General features: G+C 57.9%; 20 protein-coding genes and 2 pseudogenes. 10 read left to right on the forward strand and 12 right to left on the reverse strand.

Annotated elements, in window-relative coordinates; translation table 11 throughout:
- Positions 1-70: 70 nt before the first annotated feature.
- Positions 71-553: a copper chaperone PCu(A)C gene (locus MED193_RS20025; RefSeq protein ID WP_009811605.1), complete on the forward strand. Its 483-nt coding sequence runs from the start codon at positions 71-73 to the stop codon at positions 551-553.
- Positions 554-675: 122 nt separating this feature from the next.
- Here the strand turns inward: MED193_RS20025 and MED193_RS20030 are convergent, their stop codons facing one another.
- A complete protein-coding gene (locus MED193_RS20030) occupies positions 676-1383 on the reverse strand; it encodes an NAD-dependent deacylase (protein WP_050757648.1) in 708 nt (235 codons plus the stop codon).
- Positions 1384-1565: 182 nt separating this feature from the next.
- On the opposite strand from MED193_RS20030, the gene MED193_RS20035 reads away from it, so the two are divergent.
- Positions 1566-2021 (forward strand): low molecular weight protein-tyrosine-phosphatase, encoded by a 456-nt coding sequence (locus MED193_RS20035; RefSeq protein ID WP_039967107.1) that lies wholly within the window; start codon positions 1566-1568, stop codon positions 2019-2021.
- A gap of 62 nt (positions 2022-2083) precedes the next feature.
- Here MED193_RS20035 and MED193_RS20040 read toward each other — a convergent pair whose 3' ends face one another.
- The 6 genes and pseudogenes from MED193_RS20040 to MED193_RS20070 all read right to left on the reverse strand — a co-directional run.
- Positions 2084-3055, reverse strand: a complete 972-nt coding sequence (locus tag MED193_RS20040; protein ID WP_009811608.1) for a LysR family transcriptional regulator — start codon at positions 3053-3055, stop codon at positions 2084-2086.
- Between the two features lie 268 nt (positions 3056-3323).
- Entirely contained in the window at positions 3324-3665 is a 342-nt protein-coding gene (locus tag MED193_RS20045; RefSeq protein WP_039966452.1) for a hypothetical protein, read from the reverse strand.
- A gap of 298 nt (positions 3666-3963) precedes the next feature.
- Positions 3964-4836: a hypothetical protein gene (locus MED193_RS20050; protein ID WP_009811610.1), complete on the reverse strand. Its 873-nt coding sequence runs from the start codon at positions 4834-4836 to the stop codon at positions 3964-3966.
- A 101-nt stretch (positions 4837-4937) separates the two neighbouring features.
- Positions 4938-5828, reverse strand: a pseudogene (locus MED193_RS20055) (IS3-like element ISRosp1 family transposase); the annotation flags it as partial.
- Between the two features lie 25 nt (positions 5829-5853).
- Positions 5854-7013 (reverse strand): IS3-like element ISRosp2 family transposase gene (locus MED193_RS20060; protein WP_085978302.1). Its coding sequence is split into 2 segments (ribosomal slippage): positions 5854-6764 and positions 6764-7013, totalling 1161 coding nucleotides; the frame shifts between segments, so codons are not numbered across the junction.
- A gap of 69 nt (positions 7014-7082) precedes the next feature.
- Positions 7083-7325 (reverse strand): annotated as a pseudogene (locus MED193_RS20070) (transposase); the annotation flags it as partial.
- 723 nt (positions 7326-8048) lie between these two features.
- On the opposite strand from MED193_RS20070, the gene lepA reads away from it, so the two are divergent.
- From lepA to MED193_RS22415, 6 genes are all read left to right on the forward strand, one after another.
- On the forward strand, positions 8049-9848 hold the full coding sequence (gene lepA / locus MED193_RS20075; protein WP_009811612.1) for a translation elongation factor 4: 1800 nt from the start codon (positions 8049-8051) through the stop codon (positions 9846-9848).
- A 359-nt stretch (positions 9849-10207) separates the two neighbouring features.
- Positions 10208-10522, forward strand: a complete 315-nt coding sequence (locus MED193_RS20080; RefSeq protein WP_009811613.1) for a TraR/DksA family transcriptional regulator — start codon at positions 10208-10210, stop codon at positions 10520-10522.
- A gap of 97 nt (positions 10523-10619) precedes the next feature.
- Positions 10620-11129, forward strand: coding sequence for an alkylphosphonate utilization protein (locus MED193_RS20085; RefSeq protein WP_009811614.1), 510 nt, complete (start codon positions 10620-10622; stop codon positions 11127-11129).
- 113 nt (positions 11130-11242) lie between these two features.
- Entirely contained in the window at positions 11243-11896 is a 654-nt protein-coding gene (locus tag MED193_RS20090) for a protein-L-isoaspartate O-methyltransferase (protein WP_009811615.1), read from the forward strand.
- A 156-nt stretch (positions 11897-12052) separates the two neighbouring features.
- On the forward strand, positions 12053-13441 hold the full coding sequence (locus MED193_RS20095; RefSeq protein WP_368072276.1) for a TolC family outer membrane protein: 1389 nt from the start codon (positions 12053-12055) through the stop codon (positions 13439-13441).
- Between the two features lie 140 nt (positions 13442-13581).
- Entirely contained in the window at positions 13582-14715 is a 1134-nt protein-coding gene (locus MED193_RS22415) for a hypothetical protein (RefSeq protein WP_009811617.1), read from the forward strand.
- A gap of 98 nt (positions 14716-14813) precedes the next feature.
- Here MED193_RS22415 and MED193_RS20105 read toward each other — a convergent pair whose 3' ends face one another.
- The gene (locus MED193_RS20105; RefSeq protein ID WP_009811618.1) at positions 14814-16274 is read right to left on the reverse strand and encodes a cobyric acid synthase; all 1461 of its coding nucleotides are present in this window, start codon (positions 16272-16274) and stop codon (positions 14814-14816) included.
- Between the two features lie 244 nt (positions 16275-16518).
- Positions 16519-16836: a DUF6280 family protein gene (locus MED193_RS20110; protein WP_009811619.1), complete on the reverse strand. Its 318-nt coding sequence runs from the start codon at positions 16834-16836 to the stop codon at positions 16519-16521.
- A gap of 218 nt (positions 16837-17054) precedes the next feature.
- Between MED193_RS20110 and efp the strand changes: the two genes are divergently transcribed.
- Positions 17055-17618, forward strand: a complete 564-nt coding sequence (gene efp, locus MED193_RS20115) for an elongation factor P (RefSeq protein ID WP_009811620.1) — start codon at positions 17055-17057, stop codon at positions 17616-17618.
- A 208-nt stretch (positions 17619-17826) separates the two neighbouring features.
- Here efp and MED193_RS20120 read toward each other — a convergent pair whose 3' ends face one another.
- Together MED193_RS20120 and MED193_RS20125 are read right to left on the reverse strand one after the other, a co-directional pair.
- Positions 17827-18414, reverse strand: a complete 588-nt coding sequence (locus MED193_RS20120; RefSeq protein ID WP_009811621.1) for a hypothetical protein — start codon at positions 18412-18414, stop codon at positions 17827-17829.
- A 123-nt stretch (positions 18415-18537) separates the two neighbouring features.
- Positions 18538-19272, reverse strand: coding sequence for a folate-binding protein YgfZ (locus tag MED193_RS20125; RefSeq protein WP_039966454.1), 735 nt, complete (start codon positions 19270-19272; stop codon positions 18538-18540).
- A gap of 137 nt (positions 19273-19409) precedes the next feature.
- On the opposite strand from MED193_RS20125, the gene MED193_RS20130 reads away from it, so the two are divergent.
- On the forward strand, positions 19410-20090 hold the full coding sequence (locus MED193_RS20130) for a TIGR04283 family arsenosugar biosynthesis glycosyltransferase (RefSeq protein WP_009811623.1): 681 nt from the start codon (positions 19410-19412) through the stop codon (positions 20088-20090).
- Positions 20091-20152: 62 nt separating this feature from the next.
- Here MED193_RS20130 and MED193_RS20135 read toward each other — a convergent pair whose 3' ends face one another.
- Entirely contained in the window at positions 20153-22036 is a 1884-nt protein-coding gene (locus MED193_RS20135) for an ABC transporter ATP-binding protein (RefSeq protein ID WP_009811624.1), read from the reverse strand.
- Between the last annotated feature and the right edge of the window lie 150 nt (positions 22037-22186).

Here is a 22186-nt window from a genome sequence, read left to right on the forward strand (position 1 = left end):
TTGGCAGCGGTCCAATCTATACCCAATTTCCAATCCCCAAGTTTCTAACCCTATGAGAAAGGAGACAGAAATGTCCCTGAAATCTGTAATTATTGCAGCGGTTGCTGCTGTGTCATTCGCCGGTGCCGCCACTGCTGAGGGCGCCAAAATCATGGTGCATGACCAATATGCCCGTGTCTCTGCCAAAATGTCGTCAAGTGGTGCGGCTTTCATGGAGATCATGAATATGGGCGCAGAGGATGACCAGCTGATCGAGGCGCGGTCTGATATTGCCAAGCGTGTAGAGCTGCACACCCATATGGAAACGGGCGATGGCGTGATGAAGATGGTGCATGTGGAAGAGGGTTTTGTAATCCCTGCCACCGGTAGCCACATGCTGCAGCGCGGTGGGGACCATGTGATGTTCATGGGGTTGAACCAGGAGTTGCAACATGGCGACGTGGTCCCGGTCACTCTGGTGTTTAAAAATGCCGGTGAGATCAGTATCGAAATCCCTGTCGACCTGGAGCGTAAGCCTGCCCATGGCGGCGGTCATATGAAACACTCCAACTAAGTCTGTGTAGGGAAGGGGGGCGCAGCGTCAGGCTGCGCTGCAGCCCTCCTTCGCGCCCTGGGCACCGCCTTGCGAGGGCGGTGGCAGCAGGGTACCTGAGGACTGGCGCGCGATGCCAGCATTCAGTCCCTGTTTCGTTCATCCAGGAGTTCGGCCACCCAGGCAGGCACGATTGCGCTGGCGCGCCCAAAGCGGGCATCGTCAAAGCGGGAATGGGTCGCGGAGGGCTCTAGGTTCAGCTCGATGGTTTTGGCGCCGGCCGCAGTGGCTGCATCGACAAAACCTGCAGCTGGGTAGACCTGCCCAGAAGTGCCGATGGCGACAAAGAGGTCACAGGTTTCTAGGTCAGATAAGATCCTGTCCATATGATAGGGTATTTCGCCAAACCAAACCACATCGGGACGGGCAGCTGTGCTTTGACATTGTGGGCAGAGACTGTTGGATGACAATTCAGGTGGCGCTGGCCAGCGATGATTGCAAGATGCACAAAGGGCGCCAGCAAGTGTACCATGCATGTGTAAGACAGACATGCTGCCTGCGGCCTCGTGCAGCGCATCCACATTCTGTGTCACCAGGATGACCTCGCCGGGAAAGCTAGACTGGAGCTGAGCCAGAGCCAAATGGGCGGCGTTGGGTTGAGCCAGAGCAGCCTGGGCCCTGCGGGCATTATAAAAAGCCTGAACCAGATCCGGGTTGCGGGCAAAACCTGCTGGAGTGGCGACATCTTCTATCCGGTGCTGGGCCCAAAGGCCCTGGGCATCGCGGAAGGTTCCCAGCCCGCTTTCGGCGGAAATGCCGGCGCCAGTCAAAATGACAACTTTATCGTACATCGCCTGCATTTGGCTGTAACCTCTACGCGGACCAATTCTTGGGAGCAGCCTATATGCCTAAGCCGTTGTCGACCAGACCTCAGAGCAGACCTCAGGCGGAGCGTGAGGCCAGCCGAGATTCCTATGTGGGCCCAGATGGAGTTCCGGTGCTCGCGGGCTTTGTCCCGGGGGATGGCAAGCCGATCAAACCGAGCCGAATTCTGTTTGTGTGCCTTGGTAATATCTGCCGCTCTGCGGCCGCAGAGGGCCTGTTTCGTGCCGGTTGCCCTGAGGTGAAATGCGATAGTGCAGGTACAGCGGGCTACCATGTGGGGGAGCCACCCTACGGGGCAATGCAAGAGAGCCTGATGCGGCGTGGGGTGGATGTGTCCGACCTGCGCGCCCGCCAATTCTCTGTTGCAGATTTTGACAAGTTCGACCTGATCTTGGCGATGGATCAGAGCAATCTTGACAGCCTTGAGGCGCTGCGGCCTGCTGGCAAGCATGTCCCTGTCTACCTTTTCACCCGCTTTGCGCCAACGGCGGGACTCGTTGATGTCCCGGATCCCTATTACACGCGGGATTTCGATGGCTGCCTCGATCTCCTCGAACAGGCGACAGATGGGCTGAGACGCGCATTGGCAGCAGCTCAGGCCTAAGCTGTCTGCGACCTGCCGCCTCAGATTGAGACCCAAAATCGAACGCCACGGATGGCATGAAGCTAGGCTGGATTGCCCAGTAATTTGAAATCCTTGGCCAACCAAGGCAGCCTTGCGATGGCGGGAGAAATCATTTGACGCTGGATCAACCCCTGCGTGGTCTGGGCCACAGTGCGGGGCAGCTGATCAGCCCAGTCCTTGCTGGCCAAGAGCGAAATGCGCCGGGCAACATTGCCAAAGGGGAGGGCGAAGGCTTCAATATCATCGTGAAAGCGTGCGGCTCTCATATAGCCCAGTGGCGTGGTCACGGCCCAACCGATATGACGCGCCACCATAGCCATGAGCGCCAGATGCGAGCCAACCTCGAAACGGTTCTCAAGATCAAGCTGCTCCTGCCGGATCTGGGTCTCGATCTGTTGCGAGATCAGCTGATCGGCGGCATAGCGTAGAAACGGCAGCTGCTGGAGCTGGCTGAGCGAGGCTTTGCCCGCAGGGATTAGGCCCTTGGGCGCCACCAGGATGAAGGGATCCCGCACCAGGGGGAATTCGATCAGCCCGGGCTGTGGCTCGCCTGTGGTGGCGGTCACGGCGAGGTGGATTTCATCTGCCTCGATGGCGCTCAGAATGTCGTGGCTGGAGGCGGTGATCATCTTGAACCGACACTCGGTTAGGCTTTCGGCCAGTGCGGTTACCAGGCGCGGCGTCAGGTCATTGTCAAAATCATCAATCAGCCCGATGGAGAGCGCGGGCAAGTGGCTCAGATCCATCATCGACAGCTCGCTCTGCGCCAGGCGCAGCTCGGACAATACCGCCTGGGTACGGGTTAGAAAATTGCGCCCCGCAGAAGTCGGCACCATAGGGCGGCGGCTGTGATCGACCAGATCGGTTCCCAGCGCCTTTTCCAGGTTTCGCAATTGTTGGCTGACGGCCGGCTGGCTGAGCCCGGTTGCATCGGCGGTCTGTGCCACGGATCCGGTCTTGGCCAGAGTTTCAAAAACCTCCAGCCCCCGAAGGGTAACCCCCTTGATCAACATGCCGGTACTCCAGAAAAAATGTATTATACAGTCACAGTTTCCGCAGGCTATGCCGCTGGGTCAAGGGGGCTAATCCGCCTGCTGTTCCCCCTAAAGTGGCGCGGCAATAGGGACGCGCCAGCGCTGCGGGATAGGGCAGACGCGTCCCAGCCGGGGAGAGCTAGCGTTCTGGGCACAGGTCCCGGTTATTTGGTTTTGCAAAATCCACAACCGGCCACCACCACATAGGGCGCAGCCGGACAACCGTGAGGCTGAGGAGATACTGGCGTCAGCCGCAGGTCTTGGCGGCGGTATCACCAAAGAGTTTGTAGCGTTCCCACAGTTGCTCATCCCGGTGGTTGCTGGACTGGCGCACCACCTGGGCCTGATGCGGATCGCCAAACCATTTGGACACGGTTTTGCGCTCAGAGGAGGTTAGCTGAACATTGGCCACCTTCTGGATGCAGCGGCACAGAGCAGGGGAAGCGGCAGAGCGATCCGAATTGCGGCAGGCGCGCTCAATTACCCCGGCCTGGGCTGGCTGCACCAGAATCATCTGCGCGGAGATGACCTGAGCCGTCAAAAGAGCACAAAGCCCGGCAGAGCGCAGGGAGGTGGGCAGCAATGTCATCAGATGTCCCTCGTGTTTAGCCCCGGATCGCAGGTCCGGATTTGGGGGAATATGGCAAAGCTCAGGATGAGTTTCAATCGTGGTTAAAATACATTCACAAATGCGCAGGTTTTTGCCGGGTTTGGAACTGAACATGTAGTTTGCGAGGGCTGTGTCTGACCGTGGGAGGCAGCGCCGCCGCGTCCCCCCCCAAGCAAGGGGGCTGAGGTTTTGACCGGTGGCACACCGGTCAGCGCCCGACCCTCCCCACGGGAGGGCGCTTCGCCCCCACCCAGGGTCAGGCGCTGACCTTTGAGTTTCAGAGGACGCCCAGTATATTGAGGCCAACTTTGACGAGAGCGAATAGTATCCCTCCAATTCCGCCTGTGACAGAAATGGCAAGCCCCGCGAGGCGGATCGATTTCACGACGTCGCTGTCAAAAGCCGCGGCGCCTTTTTGTGCTAGGTCTTTCCCATTCTGGATAAGCAAAGCCATCTTGGACACGCGGCTAAAGACCCGGGTTGTCACATCCGTGCCGGGCAGGGGTGGTGCCCCATCGGGGAGGGGCAGGAGGGCGTCATTGATCAGCTCGGGAATATCCGCCTCAAAGTCATCCACCAGTTCCGGCTCACTGATTTCAGCCAAAACCGGCAGCGCCTGTTGCAGCAGTTCCTTGTCCTCGGGTGCGAGGGCGTGAATGGCCTGCTGCGCCAGTTGTTCGCGGTTGTTGGCCACCTCTGGGTGGTTGGCGCGAATACCGCGCACGCCTTCTTCGACTGCATTCAACAGGGCGAGGTTGTCCTCATTATCCGGCAATTCTCGCGTTTCATGTAGCTGACTGCGCAGGCTGCTTGCAACGCGGGTCAGGGTGAGTTCTGCGTTCTGCGGATCATCCTTGTATTTGGTCAGAACCCGGTTGAGTTTTTTCACATTGCCGGATCGTTCTGCCAACCCGTTGTGACCACCCAGGCAATCCTCCAGCGCGTCCTCGATCTGCGACAAAAGGGCAGAGAGGGTGGTGGGGTTTTCAACCGGGATCGCAATGGCGCGGAACTTGCCGGTGTCGGGATTGATCTCAATGCGCTCTGCCATCGGCAGCTTTTCAGCGAGCATCTCTGCCTGAATACGCTCGATTTCCTTTGCGACGGCTTCGGGGCCTGCGTCCCAGACGGCATCGTCAATTTTTACCACTCTCTGAAGTAGATCGCGGTCGCTTGAGTTGCCTTCCAGAATTTCCTGATACCAATTAAACCATGGACCTGTCGCGTTTTAGTGCCGCCCCAAGTGCTCGTTTAAGCCACCTTTCGTTCGAAGGCGACAGGGCTTTTCCAGCCCAGTGCTGAGTGACGGCGGCGTGGATTGTAGAACCCGTTTATGTATTCGAAGATCGCCATTTCAGCCTTCCGACGGGTCTCCCAAGGATGCCGCCAGATCAGTTCAGCTTTGATGGTCTTGAAGAACGTCTCGACGGCGGCGTTGTCGTAACAATTACCCTTACCGCTCATCGATACTTTGAAGCCGTTCTGGCGCAGGATTTTCTGGTAGTCATGGGAACAATATTGCGACCCGCGATCCGTATGATGGATGCAGCCTTTGGGCGGCTGCCGGAACGCGATGGCCATATTCAACGCCCGGATCGCCAAGTCGCGTTTCATCCGATTGCTCACGGCCCAGCCGATAACACGCCTTGAATGCAGATCGAGGATCACGGCCAGATACAGCCAGCCTTCGCGGGTCCAGACATAGCTGATATCCCCCGCCCACTTTTGATTTGGCAGGTCAGCTGAGAAGTTTCGATCCAGCAAGTTCGGCGCGATATTGAACTTGTGGTCACTGTCTGTCGTGACCTTGTGTTTGCGTGTTCTGACAACAGATATCCCGTTCTGGCGCATCAACCTGCCAACACGACGGTGGCCCACGTTCAAACCGATCTCCTTCAACTCTTCGGTCATTCGTGGGCGGCCATAGCTCCCCAAACTAAGCCGCGACTGCTCTTTGATATGAGCCAGCGTGACCAGATCAGATCGCTGCCTACGACTGGCTGGGCGACTGCGGAATGCGCGTAACCCGCGTGCGCTGACACCGACGACCTCGCACAACCGGGCGGCTGGAAAGCTGCCCCTGTGTTCTTCGACAAACCTAAATCTCATTGCTTTAGGCCCGCAAAGAACTGGGTGGCTTTTGACCTGCCCCCCGAGGCTCCCGCGTTCATAACGAGAGTTTGCGGGTTCGGATTTCATATTCCTCGGTTTCGGTTTGGGCAAGCGCGTCGGGCGCGGAGCCTTCAAATTTCTCAAGCGCTCGACGCGCTTCTACGGGTGTTTGGTTCGCAAGAGATGAGTGCGGCCTGACGTTGTTGTAGTCGTAACGCCAGAGCGCCAGTTTTCGGCGGGCATCCTCCAGGCTGTCGAACATCTCCTCGTTCAGCAGCTCGTCGCGCAAACTGCCATTGAAGCTTTCGATAAAGGCATTCTGCTGCGGCTTGCCCGGGTCGATGTAATGCCAGTCCACGCCATTGTCGTTGGCCCATTTCAGGATCGCCCGACTGGTGAACTCCGTCCCATTGTCACTGACAATGCTGGCGGGTTTCCCATAGATGCGGACAAGGGCATCTAACTCCCGGGCGACGCGCGCCCCTGAGATGCCGGTGTCGGCCATCAGGCACAGGTTCTCACGGCAGCAATCATCGTTCACAGCCAGAATGCGGAACCTGCGCGATGCCCCGAACGTGTCGGACAAGAAGTCCAGCGACCAGCGCTCACCAGGCTTGAGGGCCTCAGGCATCGGTGTTCGTGACCCACGGGCCCGTTTGCGGCCCCGTCGTCGCCTGACGCCAAGCTTTTCCTCCGTATAGAGTCGATACAGCTTCTTGTGATTCATGATCATTCCCTTGCGTTCCAACATCACGCCGATCCGCCGGTAGCCAAATCGGCGGCGCGTGTTCGCAATAGCCTTCATCTCCTTGCGGATCTCGGGATTGTCCGGCGGACGGTCGCGCCTGACAGTTTTGGGATCGACACCAACAAGACGGCAGACCCGGCGCTGCGAGATGTCGTGTTCCCGCATTGCACGGAGCGCTGCCGCTCGTCGCTTGGTCGGCGTCGTCAGCTCTTTCCCAGCAAGTCCTTCAGCACAACGTTGTCCAGCATTGTATCAGCCAGCAGGCGCTTGAGCTTGGCATTCTCATCCTCCAGCGCCTTCAGCCTGGCCGCATCCGACACTTCCATACCGCCATACTTCGACTTGAACTTGTAGAACGTGCCCTGACTGAGCCCATGCTTGCGACACACCTCCGCCGTCGGCATTCCGGCTTCTTGTTCTTTGATCATCCCAATAATCTGGGCTTCCGTGAAACGGCTCTTTCGCATCTGTTTGCTCCTTCGAAAGGTTGAGCAAACTCTACATCAGAACGCGGGAGGTTTCGGGGGGCAGGTCACTTTTTTTAAGATCTCCCTCTCCTCCTTCAGGAGCCGGTTCTCCCGTCGAAGTCGATCATTCTCTTGAGCCAGGCTCAAATCCTCTTTGGAAACCACGTCTGTGTCTCGGTGTGCAGTGATCCATTTGTTCAACGTCGACATGCCAACACCCAGATCGTCAGCCACCTGCTTACGCGTCAGCCCACTGGTTAATGCGATGCGCACCGCATCTTGTCGAAATTCGTCTGTCCGTTTCAGTCCCATAGTTCATCTCCTTTGTTGCAGTAAATGCTATCAAAGGAGCGGCATCAAACCGTGACAGGTCCACCAGAACTTCCAGGCTATGGGAGAATCTGACATTGCTTTTCTAAAAAGATGCTTTGCGGCTTCTTCCAAGCGAGAGTTGTCTGGATTTAGGTTCGCCCAAAGCTGAGTTTGTGTGAGCAGCTTGCATCTTTTGTCCACGTGTCCTTTAGAACTGAGGTTCGTAGAGCGAGTAGCCTCCTTTATTTCTAGGAAAAGCGCAAACTCGGCAACGAAGAGAAGTTCTTCCCGAGAACTTGAAACGCTGGTGTGATGCCCCTTTGAATGTGGAAATTTGGTTTTTGAGGAGGCCGAGTTGCAATCGAGTACTACAATCTCTCGACCGCGTTTTCTCGCTAGTATAAATGTTTCTGGTCGCCCGGATGGAAAGTACGGAGCGGAGAACTTTCTTTGTGAGCCATCTAAGGAGAGTTGGCTTTCCAAAAGGGTGCGCAAAATTGGAAGTAGCTCGAGGTGCTGCTCGGGTAGGTTTGGCGAGAAATCTAGGGAAAGCCAACCTAAACATCGCAGAGCGTGTCGGCCTAACAAAACTGCTCTAGCTTGCGAAGAGATGTATCCTAGCCGCCTGCAAACCGTAGGGAAAGCCTCACTATAAAATTCCTCTCTATTGACCTGCATCTAATGTCCTTGACCAATCGTCGAATCCAAATCATATCCCCATCCATGACTGATCTGGCCAAAATCCGCAATTTCTCCATCGTCGCTCATATCGACCATGGCAAATCCACCCTCGCTGACCGGCTCATCCAAGAGACCGGCACGGTGGAGGACCGTGATATGAAGGCGCAGCTCCTGGACTCGATGGATATCGAGCGCGAGCGCGGCATCACCATCAAGGCCAACACGGTGCGCATTGATTACAAGGCTGATGATGGCGAGGCCTATGTGCTCAACCTCATCGACACCCCCGGTCACGTTGACTTTGCCTATGAGGTCTCCCGCTCGATGCGCGCGGTTGAAGGCTCATTGCTGGTGGTCGACAGCACCCAGGGCGTTGAGGCGCAGACCTTGGCCAATGTCTATCACGCCATGGAAGCCGACCACGAGATCGTGCCGGTGCTGAACAAGATCGACCTACCTGCCTCGGATTGTGACCGGGTGGCGGAGCAGATCGAAGATGTGATCGGCATCGAGGCCACCGGCGCTATTCAGGTTTCGGCCAAGACCGGGCAGGGTATCCATGAAACACTGGAGGCCATCGTCAATGAGCTGCCCGCACCCAAGGGCACCCGCGATGCGCCGCTAAAGGCGATGCTGGTGGACAGCTGGTATGACGCCTATCTCGGCGTGATCGTTCTGGTGCGGATCATGGACGGGGTGCTGAAAAAGGGCGAGCGGATCAAGATGCTCTCCAATGGTTCGACCCACCATGTGGACCGTATCGGCGTGTTCCGCCCCGAGATGGAAGTGATTGATGAACTGGGTCCTGGCGAAATCGGCTTCCTGACTGCTTCGATCAAGCAGGTGCGTGACACCCGTGTGGGCGATACCATCACTCATGAGAAGAAGGGCACCGAAGAGGTGCTGCCGGGCTTTAAGCCTGCGCAGCCGGTGGTGTTCTGTGGGCTATTCCCGGTTGATAGTTCCGAGTTTGAAGACCTGCGCGATGCCATCGACAAGCTGGCGCTGAATGATGCGTCGTTTAGCTTTGAGATGGAAACCTCGGCGGCGCTGGGCTTTGGTTTCCGCTGTGGCTTCCTGGGCCTGTTGCACCTTGAGGTGATCCGCGACCGGGTGGAACGCGAATACAATATCGAGCTGATCACCACGGCGCCGAGCGTGGTGTATCATGTTTATATGCGCGATGAGACCATGATCGAGCTGCACAATCCGGCCGATATGCCCGATTTGACTCATGTGGATCACCTGGAAGAGCCGCGCATCAAGGCAACCATTCTGGTGCCGGACGAATACCTGGGCGACGTGCTGAAACTGTGCCAGGACCGTCGGGGCATCCAGTTGGATCTGACCTATGCCGGCAGCCGCGCCATGGCGGTCTATGACCTGCCGCTCAATGAGGTGGTGTTTGATTTTTATGACCGGCTCAAGTCGGTGACCAAGGGCTACGCCTCCTTTGACTACCAGATGACCGGCTATCAAACCGACAATCTGGTCAAGATGTCAGTGCTGGTCAACGACGAGCCCGTGGATGCGCTGTCGATGATGGTGCACCGCGATCGTGCCGAGGCACGTGGCCGTGCCATGGTGGAAAAGCTGAAAGATCTGATCCCGCGCCATATGTTCAAAATCCCGATTCAGGCGGCCATTGGCGGAAAGGTGATCGCCCGTGAGACGCTCTCGGCGATGCGCAAGGACGTGACCGCAAAATGTTACGGCGGCGACGCAACCCGGAAGAAGAAGCTGCTGGAAAAGCAGAAGAAGGGTAAGAAGAAGATGCGCCAGTTCGGCAAGGTCGACATCCCGCAGGAGGCGTTTATTTCGGCCCTCAAAATGGACAGCTGAGTCTCTGCGAGCGGCTCTTTCGCTTGCTCCTTGTCGCTGCGAAGCGAGCGCTGCGCCATAATGGGTGCAAGCCACGCTACACGGATCGAAAAGACGAGGCCATGGCCTCGTCTTTTGGTTTTGGGCTTCGCGCTTAGAATTCCCAAACCTCCCCATTGACCTGAATGGGGCACGCGTCTCGGCCTCACAGCGGCGCTAAATCGGCGAGCTGCCTGATCCCGCGCTGGGCGTTTCACCCAGGCTTCGCGATACCGTGCCGCCGACCTCCCCAGATCCTGCGAGTGTTTTGACTTTGGTCAATGTCTTAGAATTGCCTTGGGGTAAGCTAGGTGAAAACTACTGATTTGGGAGGATTAGATATGGATTTTGCAGCACGAAAGCAGGCGCTTGAAGCACGACGGGTTGCATTGGCTGGGCATTTGCTGGAGGTCGAACATGCCCTGGATGCGCCAATGCCGAAGGACTGGGAGGATCGCTCTTCTGAGCGTCAGGGAGATGAGGTGCTTGAAACGCTGGGCCTCAACGAATTGGAAGAGGTGCGCCAAATTGATGCGGCCTTGGCACGATTGGTCGAAGGATCTTATGGCTATTGTCAGATTTGTGGTGATGAAATTGCCGCTAAACGTCTGGATCTGGTGCCGGCCACCCCGTTTTGCAGCGGGTGCGCTTCGTAAGGCCCACAAAGGTCAATGTGTTGCAGCTTTGCATGGCTTTTCATCTTGAGACGAAGCCGATAAGGCGGGGGTATCTTATTCTCAGGAGGTCTTTCCCATGTCATGTGCCTTGTGTTCTGCCGAGGGTGCGACCCGGTTTTTTGCGGTGACTGGCGGCCCCGAGGAGGCGGGCGTACAGATCTGTGCGACCTGTCAGACACAGATTGAGGGCTCTTTGGAACCAGATCATTGGCGCTGCCTTGCCTCTTCCATGTGGTCACAGGAGCCCGCTGTCCAGGTTCTGGCAAAGCGCACCTTGGAACGTCTGGCTGATTTGGACTGGGCACGGGATCTTGCAGATCAACTGTGGCTGGATGATGAGACACGCGCCTGGGCCGACAATCAGGTCCTGGGCAGCGGCCATGTAGACAGCAATGGCGCGCCTCTGTCGGCAGGCGACAATGTCGTGCTGATCAAGGATTTGCCGGTAAAGGGGGCCGGTTTCACGGCCAAGCGGGGCACTGCGGTGCGTGGAATTTCCCTGGTGCAGGACAACCCCGAACATATTGAGGGCCGCGTCGAGGGGCAGCGGATCGTTATTTTGACAAAGTTTGTGAAAAAGAAATAGGTGCTGCGGCAACATGCGCTTCAATTTGCCCATAGGGTCGCTATGGGCCGTTGCCGTATATGGAGCGATATGGCACAACTCACTCAAACAGACTGAACAGAAGAGTTTAGCATATGACTGACTTTGCCGAACGTCGCCGCATGATGGTTGACACTCAGGTCCGCCCTTCGGATGTGACCAAATACCCGATCATCGAGGCCCTGCTGTCTGTTGCACGCGAGGATTTTGTCCCCGATGCGCAGCGTGAAGGTGCCTATGCGGACCGCAATATGGATCTTGGTGGCAATCGCACCCTGATTGAGGCGCGCACCCTGGCAAAAATGCTGGATGCGCTGGATATCCAGCGCGATGAGCTGGTGCTCGATGTTGGGTGCGGGCTGGGCTATTCCACCGCGGTTACAGCCCAGATGGCTGAGATGGTGATCGGCGTCGAAGAAGACGAGATCATGTCCGCAGATGCACAGGCACAGCTCTCGGAAGCGGGCGCGGACAATGCGATTGTCCATGTTGGGCCCTTGACCGAAGGCGCGGCGGAGCATGGCCCCTATGATGTCATCATAGTGCAGGGCGGTGTCGAAGTGTTGCCGTCGGCATTGCTCGATCAGCTGAAAGATGGCGGCCGCATCGCGGCCATCTTCATGACTGGGTCATTGGGTGAGGTGAAGCTGGGGTATAAACAGGGTGATCAGATCTCCTGGCGTTTTGCGTTTAATGCGGGCGCCGAGGTTATGCCTGGGTTTGAACGGGCCGCTGCTTTTTCTCTGTAATGTGAAGCCCGGTCCATAGGGTGGCGATCATAGGTAAAACAATAAGACTGACAGTCCACACAGTAGGTCTGGGCTGAACGATAACAAAATACCCGCGGCTGGCGGCGCGGCAAACGAATAGGGCGACCGATGTTGAAGAAGAATTCGGAAAGTTTGTTGAAAACGTTTGTATTTGCAGGCTCTGTAGCGCTTGCATTTGCGCTGCCAAAACCCGCGCATGCGGATAACCTGTCAGACGCGCTGATTGGCGCCTATAAATCCAGCGGTTTGCTGGAACAGAACCGGGCCTTGCTGCGGGTTCAGGATGAAAATGTTGCCCAGGCTGTCGCCGGGCTGCGACCCATCGTCAATTGGACCATCAGGGCAAGTACACAGAATACACATAACGTGAATGGTCAATCGCCCTCTTCGAGCGTGGACCAATTGACCACAAGCCTTGCCTTGGAGCTGCTGCTCTATGATGGTGGTGCCACCAAACTCAAGCAACTAGCTGCGCAGCAAACCGTTCTGGCGACACGCCAAAGCCTGCTAAATATTGAACAACAGGTGTTGTTCGGTGCGGTACAGGCCTACGTGAATGTCCTCTCACAGCAAGAGACGGTTCGACTGCAGGGCAATAACCTGCGCCTTTTGCAGGAAGAGCTAAAGGCCTCTCAGGATCGATTTGAAGTGGGTGAGGTGACCCGCACTGATGTTGCCCTGGCGCAGAGCCGTCTTGCGTCAGCTCGGGCCACCCTCATCCAAAGTCGTGGGGATCTGCTGACCGCGCAGGCTTCCTACGTGGAGGCTGTGGGCCACCCTATCGGCACAACTGCTGGCCAGCCGCCTTTGCCGAAACGGGTTGCGTCCTTGCAGGCCGCTGAATCCATTGCCGCACGTAATCATCCCAGTCTTCTGGGGCAGCAGCATAGTGTTAAGGCTGCGGATTTCGCCACGGATGCCGCGCGAAAAGGCCTGGGGCCTACTGTGAAACTTGGCGCTGAACTGAGTGCGACATCCAGCGTGAGCAATAGCTTCAGTTCCGACAGCACTGGCGGTAGCATCACCTATACCCAGCCGCTTTATGCGGGGGGGAGGCTCGCATCATCGGTGCGGTCTGCGATTGCAAGTGCAGATGCCGCGCGCGGGCAATTGCTTTCGACCCAGCGCGAGGTGACACAGGCTGTAGCTGAGGCCTATGTTACCCTCGAGGCGGCAAGCGCGAGCCTTGTCTCCTCGAATGAGAGCGTACGGGCGGCACAGGTGGCCTTTGACAGTATCCGCGAAGAGGCCACATTGGGGGCCCGCACCACGCTGGATGTGTTGCAGGCGGAACAGGATCTGCTGAATGCACTGACGTCGCGGGTTCAGGCGCGGGCCAGCCAGGCCACGGCAGCCTATTCCCTGTTGCAGGCTCAGGGGCTGTTGACGGCGGAACATCTGGGCCTTGCGGTCGAGATCTATGATCCGACTCTCTATTACAATCTGGTCAAAGACGCGCCAGCGCAGGTCAGCCGCCAGAGCCGGGATCTTGACCGGGTGCTGCGGGCCTTGGGCAAGAACTAAGCGGAACAGCCCAAACCACCAGAGCCTGTTAGGGTCCCGGTGGAAACAATGCCGGGAAAAAACTAAAAGTGTCTCTAAATGTTGTGCGATTGCGGCAGGGGAGCTACACTCGTCGCAAAGGCTAGAGTGGTTCAAATACAATGTCCGATCCTGTAACGCAGGCCGAAATCGAAGATGTCCTGTCCTCAATCCGCCGATTGGTGAGCGAGGACGGGCGTTCTGCGCCGCGTCAGGTTGCGGCGCCCGCTGCGATGGGGGATGCCAAAGAGCAAAAACCGTCGGCTTCAGAATCGGATGTGCAGAAACCAGAGCAGCCAAAGCCTAACTCGCGTTTGGTTTTGACACCGGCGTTGCGGGTGGCGGATGATCTGTCAGAGACGACAGAGGTCGAGGCTGATCCGTCAAAGGACGCTGAACTGATGGAGAGCAGCGCTGATTTGGCTGTGACCGAGTCTGACCCAGATCCGCAGCTTGACGCGCCAATGGAGTCCGACGTTGAGCCCGAATTGGACCCTGCCGAGGTTGTGGCTCTGCATCCCCATGACACAGTTCACAGCACCGGTGCTGACGAAGGCCAGTCTCAGGATGACGGCTTTGACACAGCGGATCCCCAGACTGACGATGATCAGGCTTCGGATACCCTGGAGCATGAGGAGGCCGCACCTTGGCGGGACCCTGAGGCGACGCTGTTTGGCACTGTAGAGACCGCATCGCCGCCCTCCGGGGAAGAGACCTCTGATCTTACGCCGCAGATGGGCGAGACGGTTGCCGGGCAAGAGCAGGATTTGGCGGCAGCAGCAGAGCAGGATGTTGAACTGGATGGCAGTCAACGGGTCTCGGCGGTGGTGCAGAAAATTGCCGAGCTGGAGGCCAAGGTTGCGCGCTCGAGTGGCCAGTGGGAACCCGATGGCGTGTCTCGCGATCCCTATGCTGGCACCAATATAGAAACCCTTGAGTGGCAGGACCACTATGACACAGGGGACGACGAGGCGGATGGTGACGAGGCGCTTACGTCGCCTGATCAGGATGGATCAGAGGCTGATTTTGCTGCAGACACACTGGCCGAGGAAGCCGTCACCGAGGCGGCTTTGGATGCTCTGAACTCGGATAGCGGCGAGGAAAGCTATCTCGATGAAGAGAGCCTGCGCGAGCTGGTCGCCGATATCGTGCGCAGTGAATTGCAGGGCGCGCTGGGAGAGAGAATCACCCGCAATGTGCGCAAGCTGGTCCGGCGTGAAATCCAACGTGCTCTGGCGGCTCAGGACCTGATCTGACTGGAGCAGCTATGAGCGACCCCGATGGGCTGACAAAGCCAAGGGGCGCGGCTGTGGCCTGATCCCCGCAGAGTTTCAAGATTCTTCGTCTTTATTCCCTATGGGCTGGGGACCTGCGTTGCCAATGACAGCAGATGGTCCAGGTCCATATGCTGCTCCAGATGATCTGCTAAGGCATCCAGCGTGTCATCGACGCTTTCTTCATACTCAGTAGAGCTGTCATAGCCGAGCCGGGCCAGATACGCTGCGCGAAAGCCATCCGCAGTGAAGAGCCCGTGCAGGTAGGATCCTAAGACCCGCCCATTAGGCGAGGCAGCACCTTCAACCCGGTCACCAATTTTGAGCCAACCATGTTTGCAGCCGGGGCCAGTTGTGCGCCCCATGTGGATTTCGTAGCCTCGTACAGGCAGGCCTCCCTCAATACTCGTGGCTTCTGTGAGGGTGACGCGCTTGTCCTGTGACATCACTGTATCCACATCGAGCAGCCCCAGGCCGGGAACCTTGCCTGCGGCGCCCTCAACACCCAGGGGATCGTCAATGGTCTTGCCGAGCATCTGGTAGCCTCCGCAGAGCCCCAGCACATGGCCGCCGCGCCTGTGGTGAGCAAGGATATCGATATCCCAACCCTGGGCGCGTAGATAGGCGAGATCGCCAATTGTGGATTTGCTGCCTGGAATCAGGATCAGATCCGCATCTCCCGGCAGGGCCCGCCCTGGGGGAACGATTTCAACCGTCACCTCGGGTTCGGCAGCCAGTGGGTCTAGATCGTCAAAATTCGCCATGCGCTCCAATTGCGGCACAACCACCTTGCAGGCACCGCCCCGGCGCGAGGCGATATCCATCATGTCTTCGGCCGGCAGCTTCCAGGCCTCCCAGAACCAGGGAATCACCCCCAGCGAAGGCCAGCCCGTGCGTCGGGCAATATCATCGCGCCCGGCATCAAACAGGCTGACATCACCCCGAAATCGGTTCACTGCAAAGCCGACAATCCGTTCCAGATCTTGCGAATCCAACACCGCCTGAGTGCCAACAAGCTGGGCGATGACGCCGCCACGGTGGATATCACCCACCAGCACCACAGGGGCCTGAACCGCGCAGGCAAAGCCCATATTGGCGATGTCGCCCTTGCGCAGGTTGGTCTCTGCCGGAGATCCTGCGCCTTCGATCAGGATCAGGTCCATGCCCTGCGCCAGCCGGTGATAGCTGTCCAGTGCGGCCTCCATCAATCCGGTCTTGTCACGCATGAAGGATCCAGCGGCCTGGGTGCCGCGCCGCTTGCCCTGGACAATGACCTGGGCGCCAGTATCTGTTTCAGGTTTCAGCAGCACCGGGTTCATATCCACATGGGGCGCCAAACCCGCCGCCCGGGCCTGCAGCGCCTGCGCTCGCCCGATTTCCCCGCCCTCCGGCGTAACCGCCGCATTGTTGGACATGTTTTGGGATTTAAAGGGGGCCACTTTCAATCCGCGACGTACAAAGGCCCGTGCCAGCCCAGCAACAAGCAGCGATTTCCCGACATTGCTGCCGGTGCCCTGGATCATCAGTGCGCGTGCCGTCATGGCTCTCTCCTAAGCTGGCCTCTTCTTTCCTGCTTGATTGCCGATTGGTTTGGCAAGGAAAAGAGCTTTCTTGATCAGGTTAGTGAAATGGGTGGGCAGATCGTAGGAAAAACCGCCCCTGGAACGGCCATGTGCGACCTCCATCCTCTCTCTAGGCGAGAGAACGAAAAAACGCGCCCCCCAGGACGCGCTTTTCTATAGATCTGTGATGATCTTGTTTGCCCTTTGGGCCCTTGGGTCAGCTTCAGGCAGCTTCGGCCTGAGCTGCGTTGCGCCGTTCGCTTTCTTCGCGCGACAGAGCAACAGAGGTGCGGACACCCCGACCAACAAAATCCATCAATCCACCAACAACCCGCTCATTTGGGTCAATGCCAGCGCAGCTTAGCACTTCGCGACCATCGCGTGAGCGTGCCCAGCGGGCAATCTGTTCGGGGCCGTTGCCATATTTTTTATCATCGGCAATGGCATCATCCAACGCGGCCAACACCACAGCAGCAAAGAGCTTGCGCGCCCGATTGCCCTGTTCATTGTTGTATGCGGTGCCGTCAACGAAATCTCGCATCCCGTTTCCTTTATTGTTCTTGCTATTGCAATTCTCGGCGTGGCGTTCCTTATGACGGAACTGTGACGATTCGGATAGCCTGTATATGCATAGCTTTCATGCAAATTTTGCATAGCTTTAGCGCTGCAGCTACGAGATATCGTTGTCTTGCCAGCCGGGACCACGACAGATATAGGGTCGCTTAATATATCATCAACCTTCCCAGATGGATTTTTCAGATGCCCAAGATCAATGGTAACGAGATCCGCCCCGGCAATGTTCTGGAGCACAACGACGGTCTGTGGGCCGCAGTCAAGGTCGATCACGTAAAGCCCGGTAAAGGTGGAGCCTTTGCTCAGGTGGAAATGCGCAACCTGCGCAATGGCTCCAAACTGAACGAACGTTTCCGCAGCGCCGACAAGGTAGAGCGCGTGCGTCTGGAGCAAAAAGACCAGCAGTTTCTCTATGAGAGCGACGGCATGTTGGTCTTTATGGACACCGAAACCTACGAGCAGATCGAACTGCCTGCTGAGCTGCTGGGGGACCGCCGTCCTTTCCTGCAGGATGGCATGACCATCGTAGTGGAATTCTATGAAGAAGAAGCGCTGAACGCCACTGTGCCGCAGAAGGTGATCTGCAAGATCGTCGAGACAGAGCCGGTGGTGAAGGGGCAGACTGCTGCAAACTCCTTTAAGCCGGCAATTTTGGACAATGGGGTCAAGGTGATGGTGCCGCCCTTTGTTGGTCAAGACGAGATGATCGTGGTTAACACCGACACTATGGATTACTCCGAACGCGCCTGATCCTGGGTCCGCCGAATTAAAAACCCTCGCTTGCCCCTGGGGCGTGCGGGGGTTTCTTTTTTCTCGCTGAGAGCCGGGGCTTGAAACGCGGGTGACGCTGTGACCCTTCAGCCGGACGCGACGCAGCGGTGACGCAGGAGGGCTGCTCTGCCTGCACTGCGCGCAGGGGGACTTCCATTGCCGATGATCATGCCTTCGCGGATTTGTTTTAGCTTGGGTCGGTGATTTCGATCTGAAAGCCACATTCATCCATCATCTTGCCATAGGCGGCAGTGAACCCCCTGAGCGAGGCCTGCATGATCGCCTGTCCTGGGCCGTAGGGTTGGACCGTGCGAATGTCGATGGTTTGACCGGCCTTCATCCAGCGCAGCATATTGGGCGTATCCTGCCAGCGCGGCGCTGCCTCGGCATGGGCAAAGCCATCTGCGTCCAAGTAGCCATTTGCGATGCCATAAAAGGCTGCCTGTTGGTCAAAGACAAAGCCCACGGCCTGGCCGTTTTGGACCAGGGTTGAGTGCCCGCGGATTGCCGATTCGTATAGCGTTGGTGCCGGATAGTCAGAGGGTGGGCCTGCATCAAGATCATAGACCGACAGGCGCAGTGAGGGCTCGCCATCGCCACCGGTCAAGGCCGTGCAGGTCCGGCTGGTGTGTTCTGTTGTCTCTTGGACCTCGACAAAGACCCGCCAATCGCCAAATTCCCAATACTGGGCCGTGGCAGGTAGGGCAGGCAGGAAGGTCAGGGCGAGGGCAAGGCAGCTACGGTGTATATGAGCTCCGGAAATATGTGTGTGCATGGGGTCCGTTCTGTCCTTTGGTTCGCAAGAAGAGACATTTAGTGTGGCACAGAGTTCCCTGCAAAGTTGCAACAAAATGATAACGCTGGCAAAAATTCGGCGCCGTCGCGGGGCTTTCGCCAGTTATGGCTGCCAGTTCAACTTGGCGTCACCGGCCGTCATTTCACCCTTTGCGCGATCAAAGCGCAGGTAGGCAATTGCTTGCCCGTTGGATTGGGTGAAAACTGTGCCGACGGCCTTACCACCAGCGGTGATTTCGCTGCCCACCGGGGCGGAGCCGGTGATCTCGACCACGCGCAGGCCTTTGCGTAGCTCGGTTTTGTGTTTCATGCGGGCGGTCACCTCTTGGCCCACATAGCAGCCCTTGCGGAAATCCACCCCGTTGAGAGCCTCAAAGCCAGACTCAAGGATATAGCTGTCGGGTCCTAGTTCGATGCCACTGCGCGGGATGCAGTGGGCGACGTGCAGCGCGTCCCAATCGCTCTCATCTGCGCCGACTTCCGAGCCGATCAGCCGCCAACCCAGTTCCGCATGGCGAGGATCCGCCAGGGCACCAGCTGGGGCGGCGCCGGTGCCACGCTTTACCTTCAGGTCCGTCTCGGTGATCTCTACCTTGGCACGCAGGCGATACATAGTCAGTCGTTTCATCAGGGCCTCAGCCTGGTCGGCATCCGCATCCAACAAAATGTCCTCACCATCCGCTGCCAGAAAGAAATCAGCGAGATATTTGCCCTGGGGCGTTAGCAGGGCGGCATAGACCAGGCCCTGGTCGATCTTATTGACGTCACTGGTGATTAGCCCTTGCAGGAAATCGCGGGCGTCAGCCCCGGATAGGCGAAGGATCTTGCGCGGGCGCATGGCGAATTCTCCAAAGGGGCCCGCGCGATCTAGGCTACGGGCAATGATATGATCTGGCGGGGTCACCCAATGGGGGCGTGGCCAAGCCTGTCAGTAGTGATATAGGAACGAAATCCGAGTTGAACCAGGAAAACACCATGCCCGCGCCAATTTCTGTTGTGATCCCAACCCTGAATTCCGCGGCCGAGCTGTCGGGCAGTCTGGGCGCGCTGATGGAGGGGCTGGCTGAAGGGCTTATCCGTGAGGTGGTGATCAGCGATGGTGGTTCGACGGATAAGACGCTGGAGCTGGCGGAGGAAGCTGGAGCTGAACTGGCGGCGGGCGCACCCTCGCGTGGTGGGCAGCTGCGGCGTGGCTGTGCTTTGGCGCGGGGAGAGTGGATCCTGGTGCTGCATGCGGACACGCAGCTGGCCCCTGGCTGGGCTTCAGTGGTTGCGGCGCATATTCAGGAGGAGGAGGCGACCCCCGCCTATTTCCAACTTCGATTTCGCGCCAAAGGGGTGGCACCGGCACTGGTTGCCGGATGGGCAAACCTGCGGGCGCGGCTCTTTGGGCTGCCCTATGGCGATCAGGGGCTGTTGGTCCCATGCGCGGCCTATGTCGCGGCGGGAGGGTTTCCGGATCAGCCCTTGATGGAGGATGTGGCGCTGGTGCGTCGCCTGACATCTTTGACGCCACTGCCTGTGGCGGCCCTGACCAGTGCGGCGCGCTACCAGCGTGACGGCTGGTGGCGTTGTGGCACGCGCAATCTGCGGATCCTTTTGCGCTATTTCCTTGGCGCAGATCCGCAGAAACTGGCGCGGGACTATCAAAAATAGCGCAAGGCCAAGACAGGGCACCCGTACTAGGTATCGGGGGCACTTGTCTCACAGTGGGGTTTTCAGCCTAAGAGCCGCGTGAACAGGCGCCGGAACCAGCCGTTGGGTGCGGATTGTTCCGAGGTTACTGTAGTGGGGATCTGTGCTGCAATGCCTTTGGGATCCAACAAAGTTTTGCCATCTTGAAACTGCAACCGGTAGAGGTCGGCATAGATACCGCCGCGTTCCAGCAACTCGTCGTGGGTGCCCTGATCGGCAACCTGGCCTCGTTCCATCACGATGATCTTGTCGGCGTTACGCACAGTGGAAAGACGGTGGGCGATGACCAGCGTGGTGCGCCCCCCGGCAAGGCTGTCCAGAGCCTGCTGCACCACCTTTTCAGACTGCGCATCCAGCGCTGAGGTGGCTTCATCCAGCAAGAGCACTGGCGTGTCGCGCAGCAGCGCACGCGCAATCACCACCCGCTGACGCTGTCCACCGGAAAGCGCCGAGCCACGCGGGCCTACCAGCGTGTCCAGACCATCGGGCAGCTTTTCCAGGAAGTCCGCCACATGGGAGGCCTTAAGCGCTTTTTGCAGGTCTTCGTCGCTGACGTTCTTGCGCCCCAAAACGATGTTCTCACGCAGGGTCTCGTCAAACAGCAGGCCTTCCTGGGTCACGACTGAGAATAGCCCACGCAGGTCCTCGGTGGCGAGATCGGCCACGCTGGTGTCATTGATCTGCACTGCGCCCGATTGTGGATCCACCATGCGAGTCAGCAAGTTGAATATAGTAGATTTCCCGGCACCGGAGGCCCCCACCAGGGCCGTGGTCTTGCCCGCTTCGGCGTCGAGCGTGAGGTTACGCAAGATTTCCGCTTCGCCGTAATTCAGGTTGACATCTTTCAGGTGAATGCTTGGCAGGCCTTTCGGGGCGGGTTTGGGATTGTCAGGAGAGGTTAGCAAGATTGGCGCATCCATCAGCGCCTTGATCCGTTCAAGAGCAGCTGCGGCGGCTTGCCAGATGCCAGAGATATTGGCCAGGCGACGCATCGGCTCGAAGGAAAGGCCAATGGAGGTGAAGAAACTCATGAATTGGCCAACGGATTTTTCGCCGGCAATGATTTCGGAGCCGCCATAAAGCAGAACTGCCATGAACCCGACGCCTGCCATAATATCGGTCATGCCAGAAATCGCTGAGGTGCCAAAGGCGGATTTGACCTCGGCCCTGACAAACTGGTCCGTATGATTGGAGAACCGGCCCAGTTGGTAGTCTTCAAGCTTGTTCAGTTTGATTGGCACAATGCCATGAAAAATTTCATCCAGACGGGTGGCCAGTGTGGCGCCCAGGTCACGGGCTTGCGAGGCCTTGCGGCGCACATATTTTTGCAACAGCGAAATAGGCAGCAAGAGCCCTGGCACACCAATAAGCAGGATCAGGGTCCAGCGCCAGTCAATGCTGACGGCCACGCTCAACACGGCCACCAGCGCGACAATATCGCGGCCGGCGCCGGTGATCATCGCTTGCCATACAGCATTGATCGCGCCGACATCGCTTTGCACGCGTTGCAACAAAAGGCCTGGCGCATGGGTCTGGTGAAAGGCTGGGTCCTGACGGATGAGACGGGCCAACATGTCCTTGCGCAGGCGCGCTGCCGAACTCTGCGAAACCTTGCTCAGGAGCACTTTCTGGGTGACGCTGGAGATACCGCGCATTGAAAAGATTCCCAGAAAGGCAAGGCTGACCCAGAACAAAGCATCTGTGTTGCCCGCTACAAATACCAGATCAAACATGGGCTGCATCATGTAGCCGAGCGCCCCCATGGTGGCACCCTCGATCAACATAAAGATCACGGCGATGCCCAAAAGTCCCATGTATTGCCGAAGATAACCGCGCCAGAGCCAGCCGATCAGCTCGCGCGAGGAGGTGTATTCCTGCGCGCTGGACGGGGTGTGTTCATTGCTCATGATGGGACTGCCCGGCTGGAGAGTGTCGAAACTCAAATGTCATCTGGCGCCTTCTCGTGTCTTGATCGGGCCATTTAAGCAGCTCATGGCCGGGGTGCAAGCGTTGTGCATCTCTTCTGCCCGACCGCTCCCCCGGCGTTGAGAGCTAAC

Source organism: Roseobacter sp. MED193 (assembly GCF_000152965.1).
In the GTDB taxonomy this organism is placed as follows: domain Bacteria; phylum Pseudomonadota; class Alphaproteobacteria; order Rhodobacterales; family Rhodobacteraceae; genus Pseudophaeobacter.

Coding starts and splice junctions, on each gene's coding strand:
- MED193_RS20120 (WP_009811621.1), bottom strand. CDS start 18,414: ATGCACACACATATTTCCGGAGCTCATATACACCGTAGCTGCCTTGCC.
- MED193_RS20130 (WP_009811623.1), top strand. CDS start 19,410: ATGCCCGCGCCAATTTCTGTTGTGATCCCAACCCTGAATTCCGCGGCC.
- MED193_RS20030 (WP_050757648.1), bottom strand. CDS start 1,383: ATGTACGATAAAGTTGTCATTTTGACTGGCGCCGGCATTTCCGCCGAA.
- MED193_RS20090 (WP_009811615.1), top strand. CDS start 11,243: ATGACTGACTTTGCCGAACGTCGCCGCATGATGGTTGACACTCAGGTC.
- MED193_RS20045 (WP_039966452.1), bottom strand. CDS start 3,665: ATGACATTGCTGCCCACCTCCCTGCGCTCTGCCGGGCTTTGTGCTCTT.
- MED193_RS20135 (WP_009811624.1), bottom strand. CDS start 22,036: ATGAGCAATGAACACACCCCGTCCAGCGCGCAGGAATACACCTCCTCG.
- MED193_RS20040 (WP_009811608.1), bottom strand. CDS start 3,055: ATGTTGATCAAGGGGGTTACCCTTCGGGGGCTGGAGGTTTTTGAAACT.
- MED193_RS22415 (WP_009811617.1), top strand. CDS start 13,582: ATGTCCGATCCTGTAACGCAGGCCGAAATCGAAGATGTCCTGTCCTCA.
- MED193_RS20025 (WP_009811605.1), top strand. CDS start 71: ATGTCCCTGAAATCTGTAATTATTGCAGCGGTTGCTGCTGTGTCATTC.
- MED193_RS20105 (WP_009811618.1), bottom strand. CDS start 16,274: ATGACGGCACGCGCACTGATGATCCAGGGCACCGGCAGCAATGTCGGG.
- MED193_RS20110 (WP_009811619.1), bottom strand. CDS start 16,836: ATGCGAGATTTCGTTGACGGCACCGCATACAACAATGAACAGGGCAAT.
- MED193_RS20125 (WP_039966454.1), bottom strand. CDS start 19,272: ATGCGCCCGCGCAAGATCCTTCGCCTATCCGGGGCTGACGCCCGCGAT.
- MED193_RS20085 (WP_009811614.1), top strand. CDS start 10,620: ATGTCATGTGCCTTGTGTTCTGCCGAGGGTGCGACCCGGTTTTTTGCG.
- MED193_RS20080 (WP_009811613.1), top strand. CDS start 10,208: ATGGATTTTGCAGCACGAAAGCAGGCGCTTGAAGCACGACGGGTTGCA.
- efp (WP_009811620.1), top strand. CDS start 17,055: ATGCCCAAGATCAATGGTAACGAGATCCGCCCCGGCAATGTTCTGGAG.
- lepA (WP_009811612.1), top strand. CDS start 8,049: ATGACTGATCTGGCCAAAATCCGCAATTTCTCCATCGTCGCTCATATC.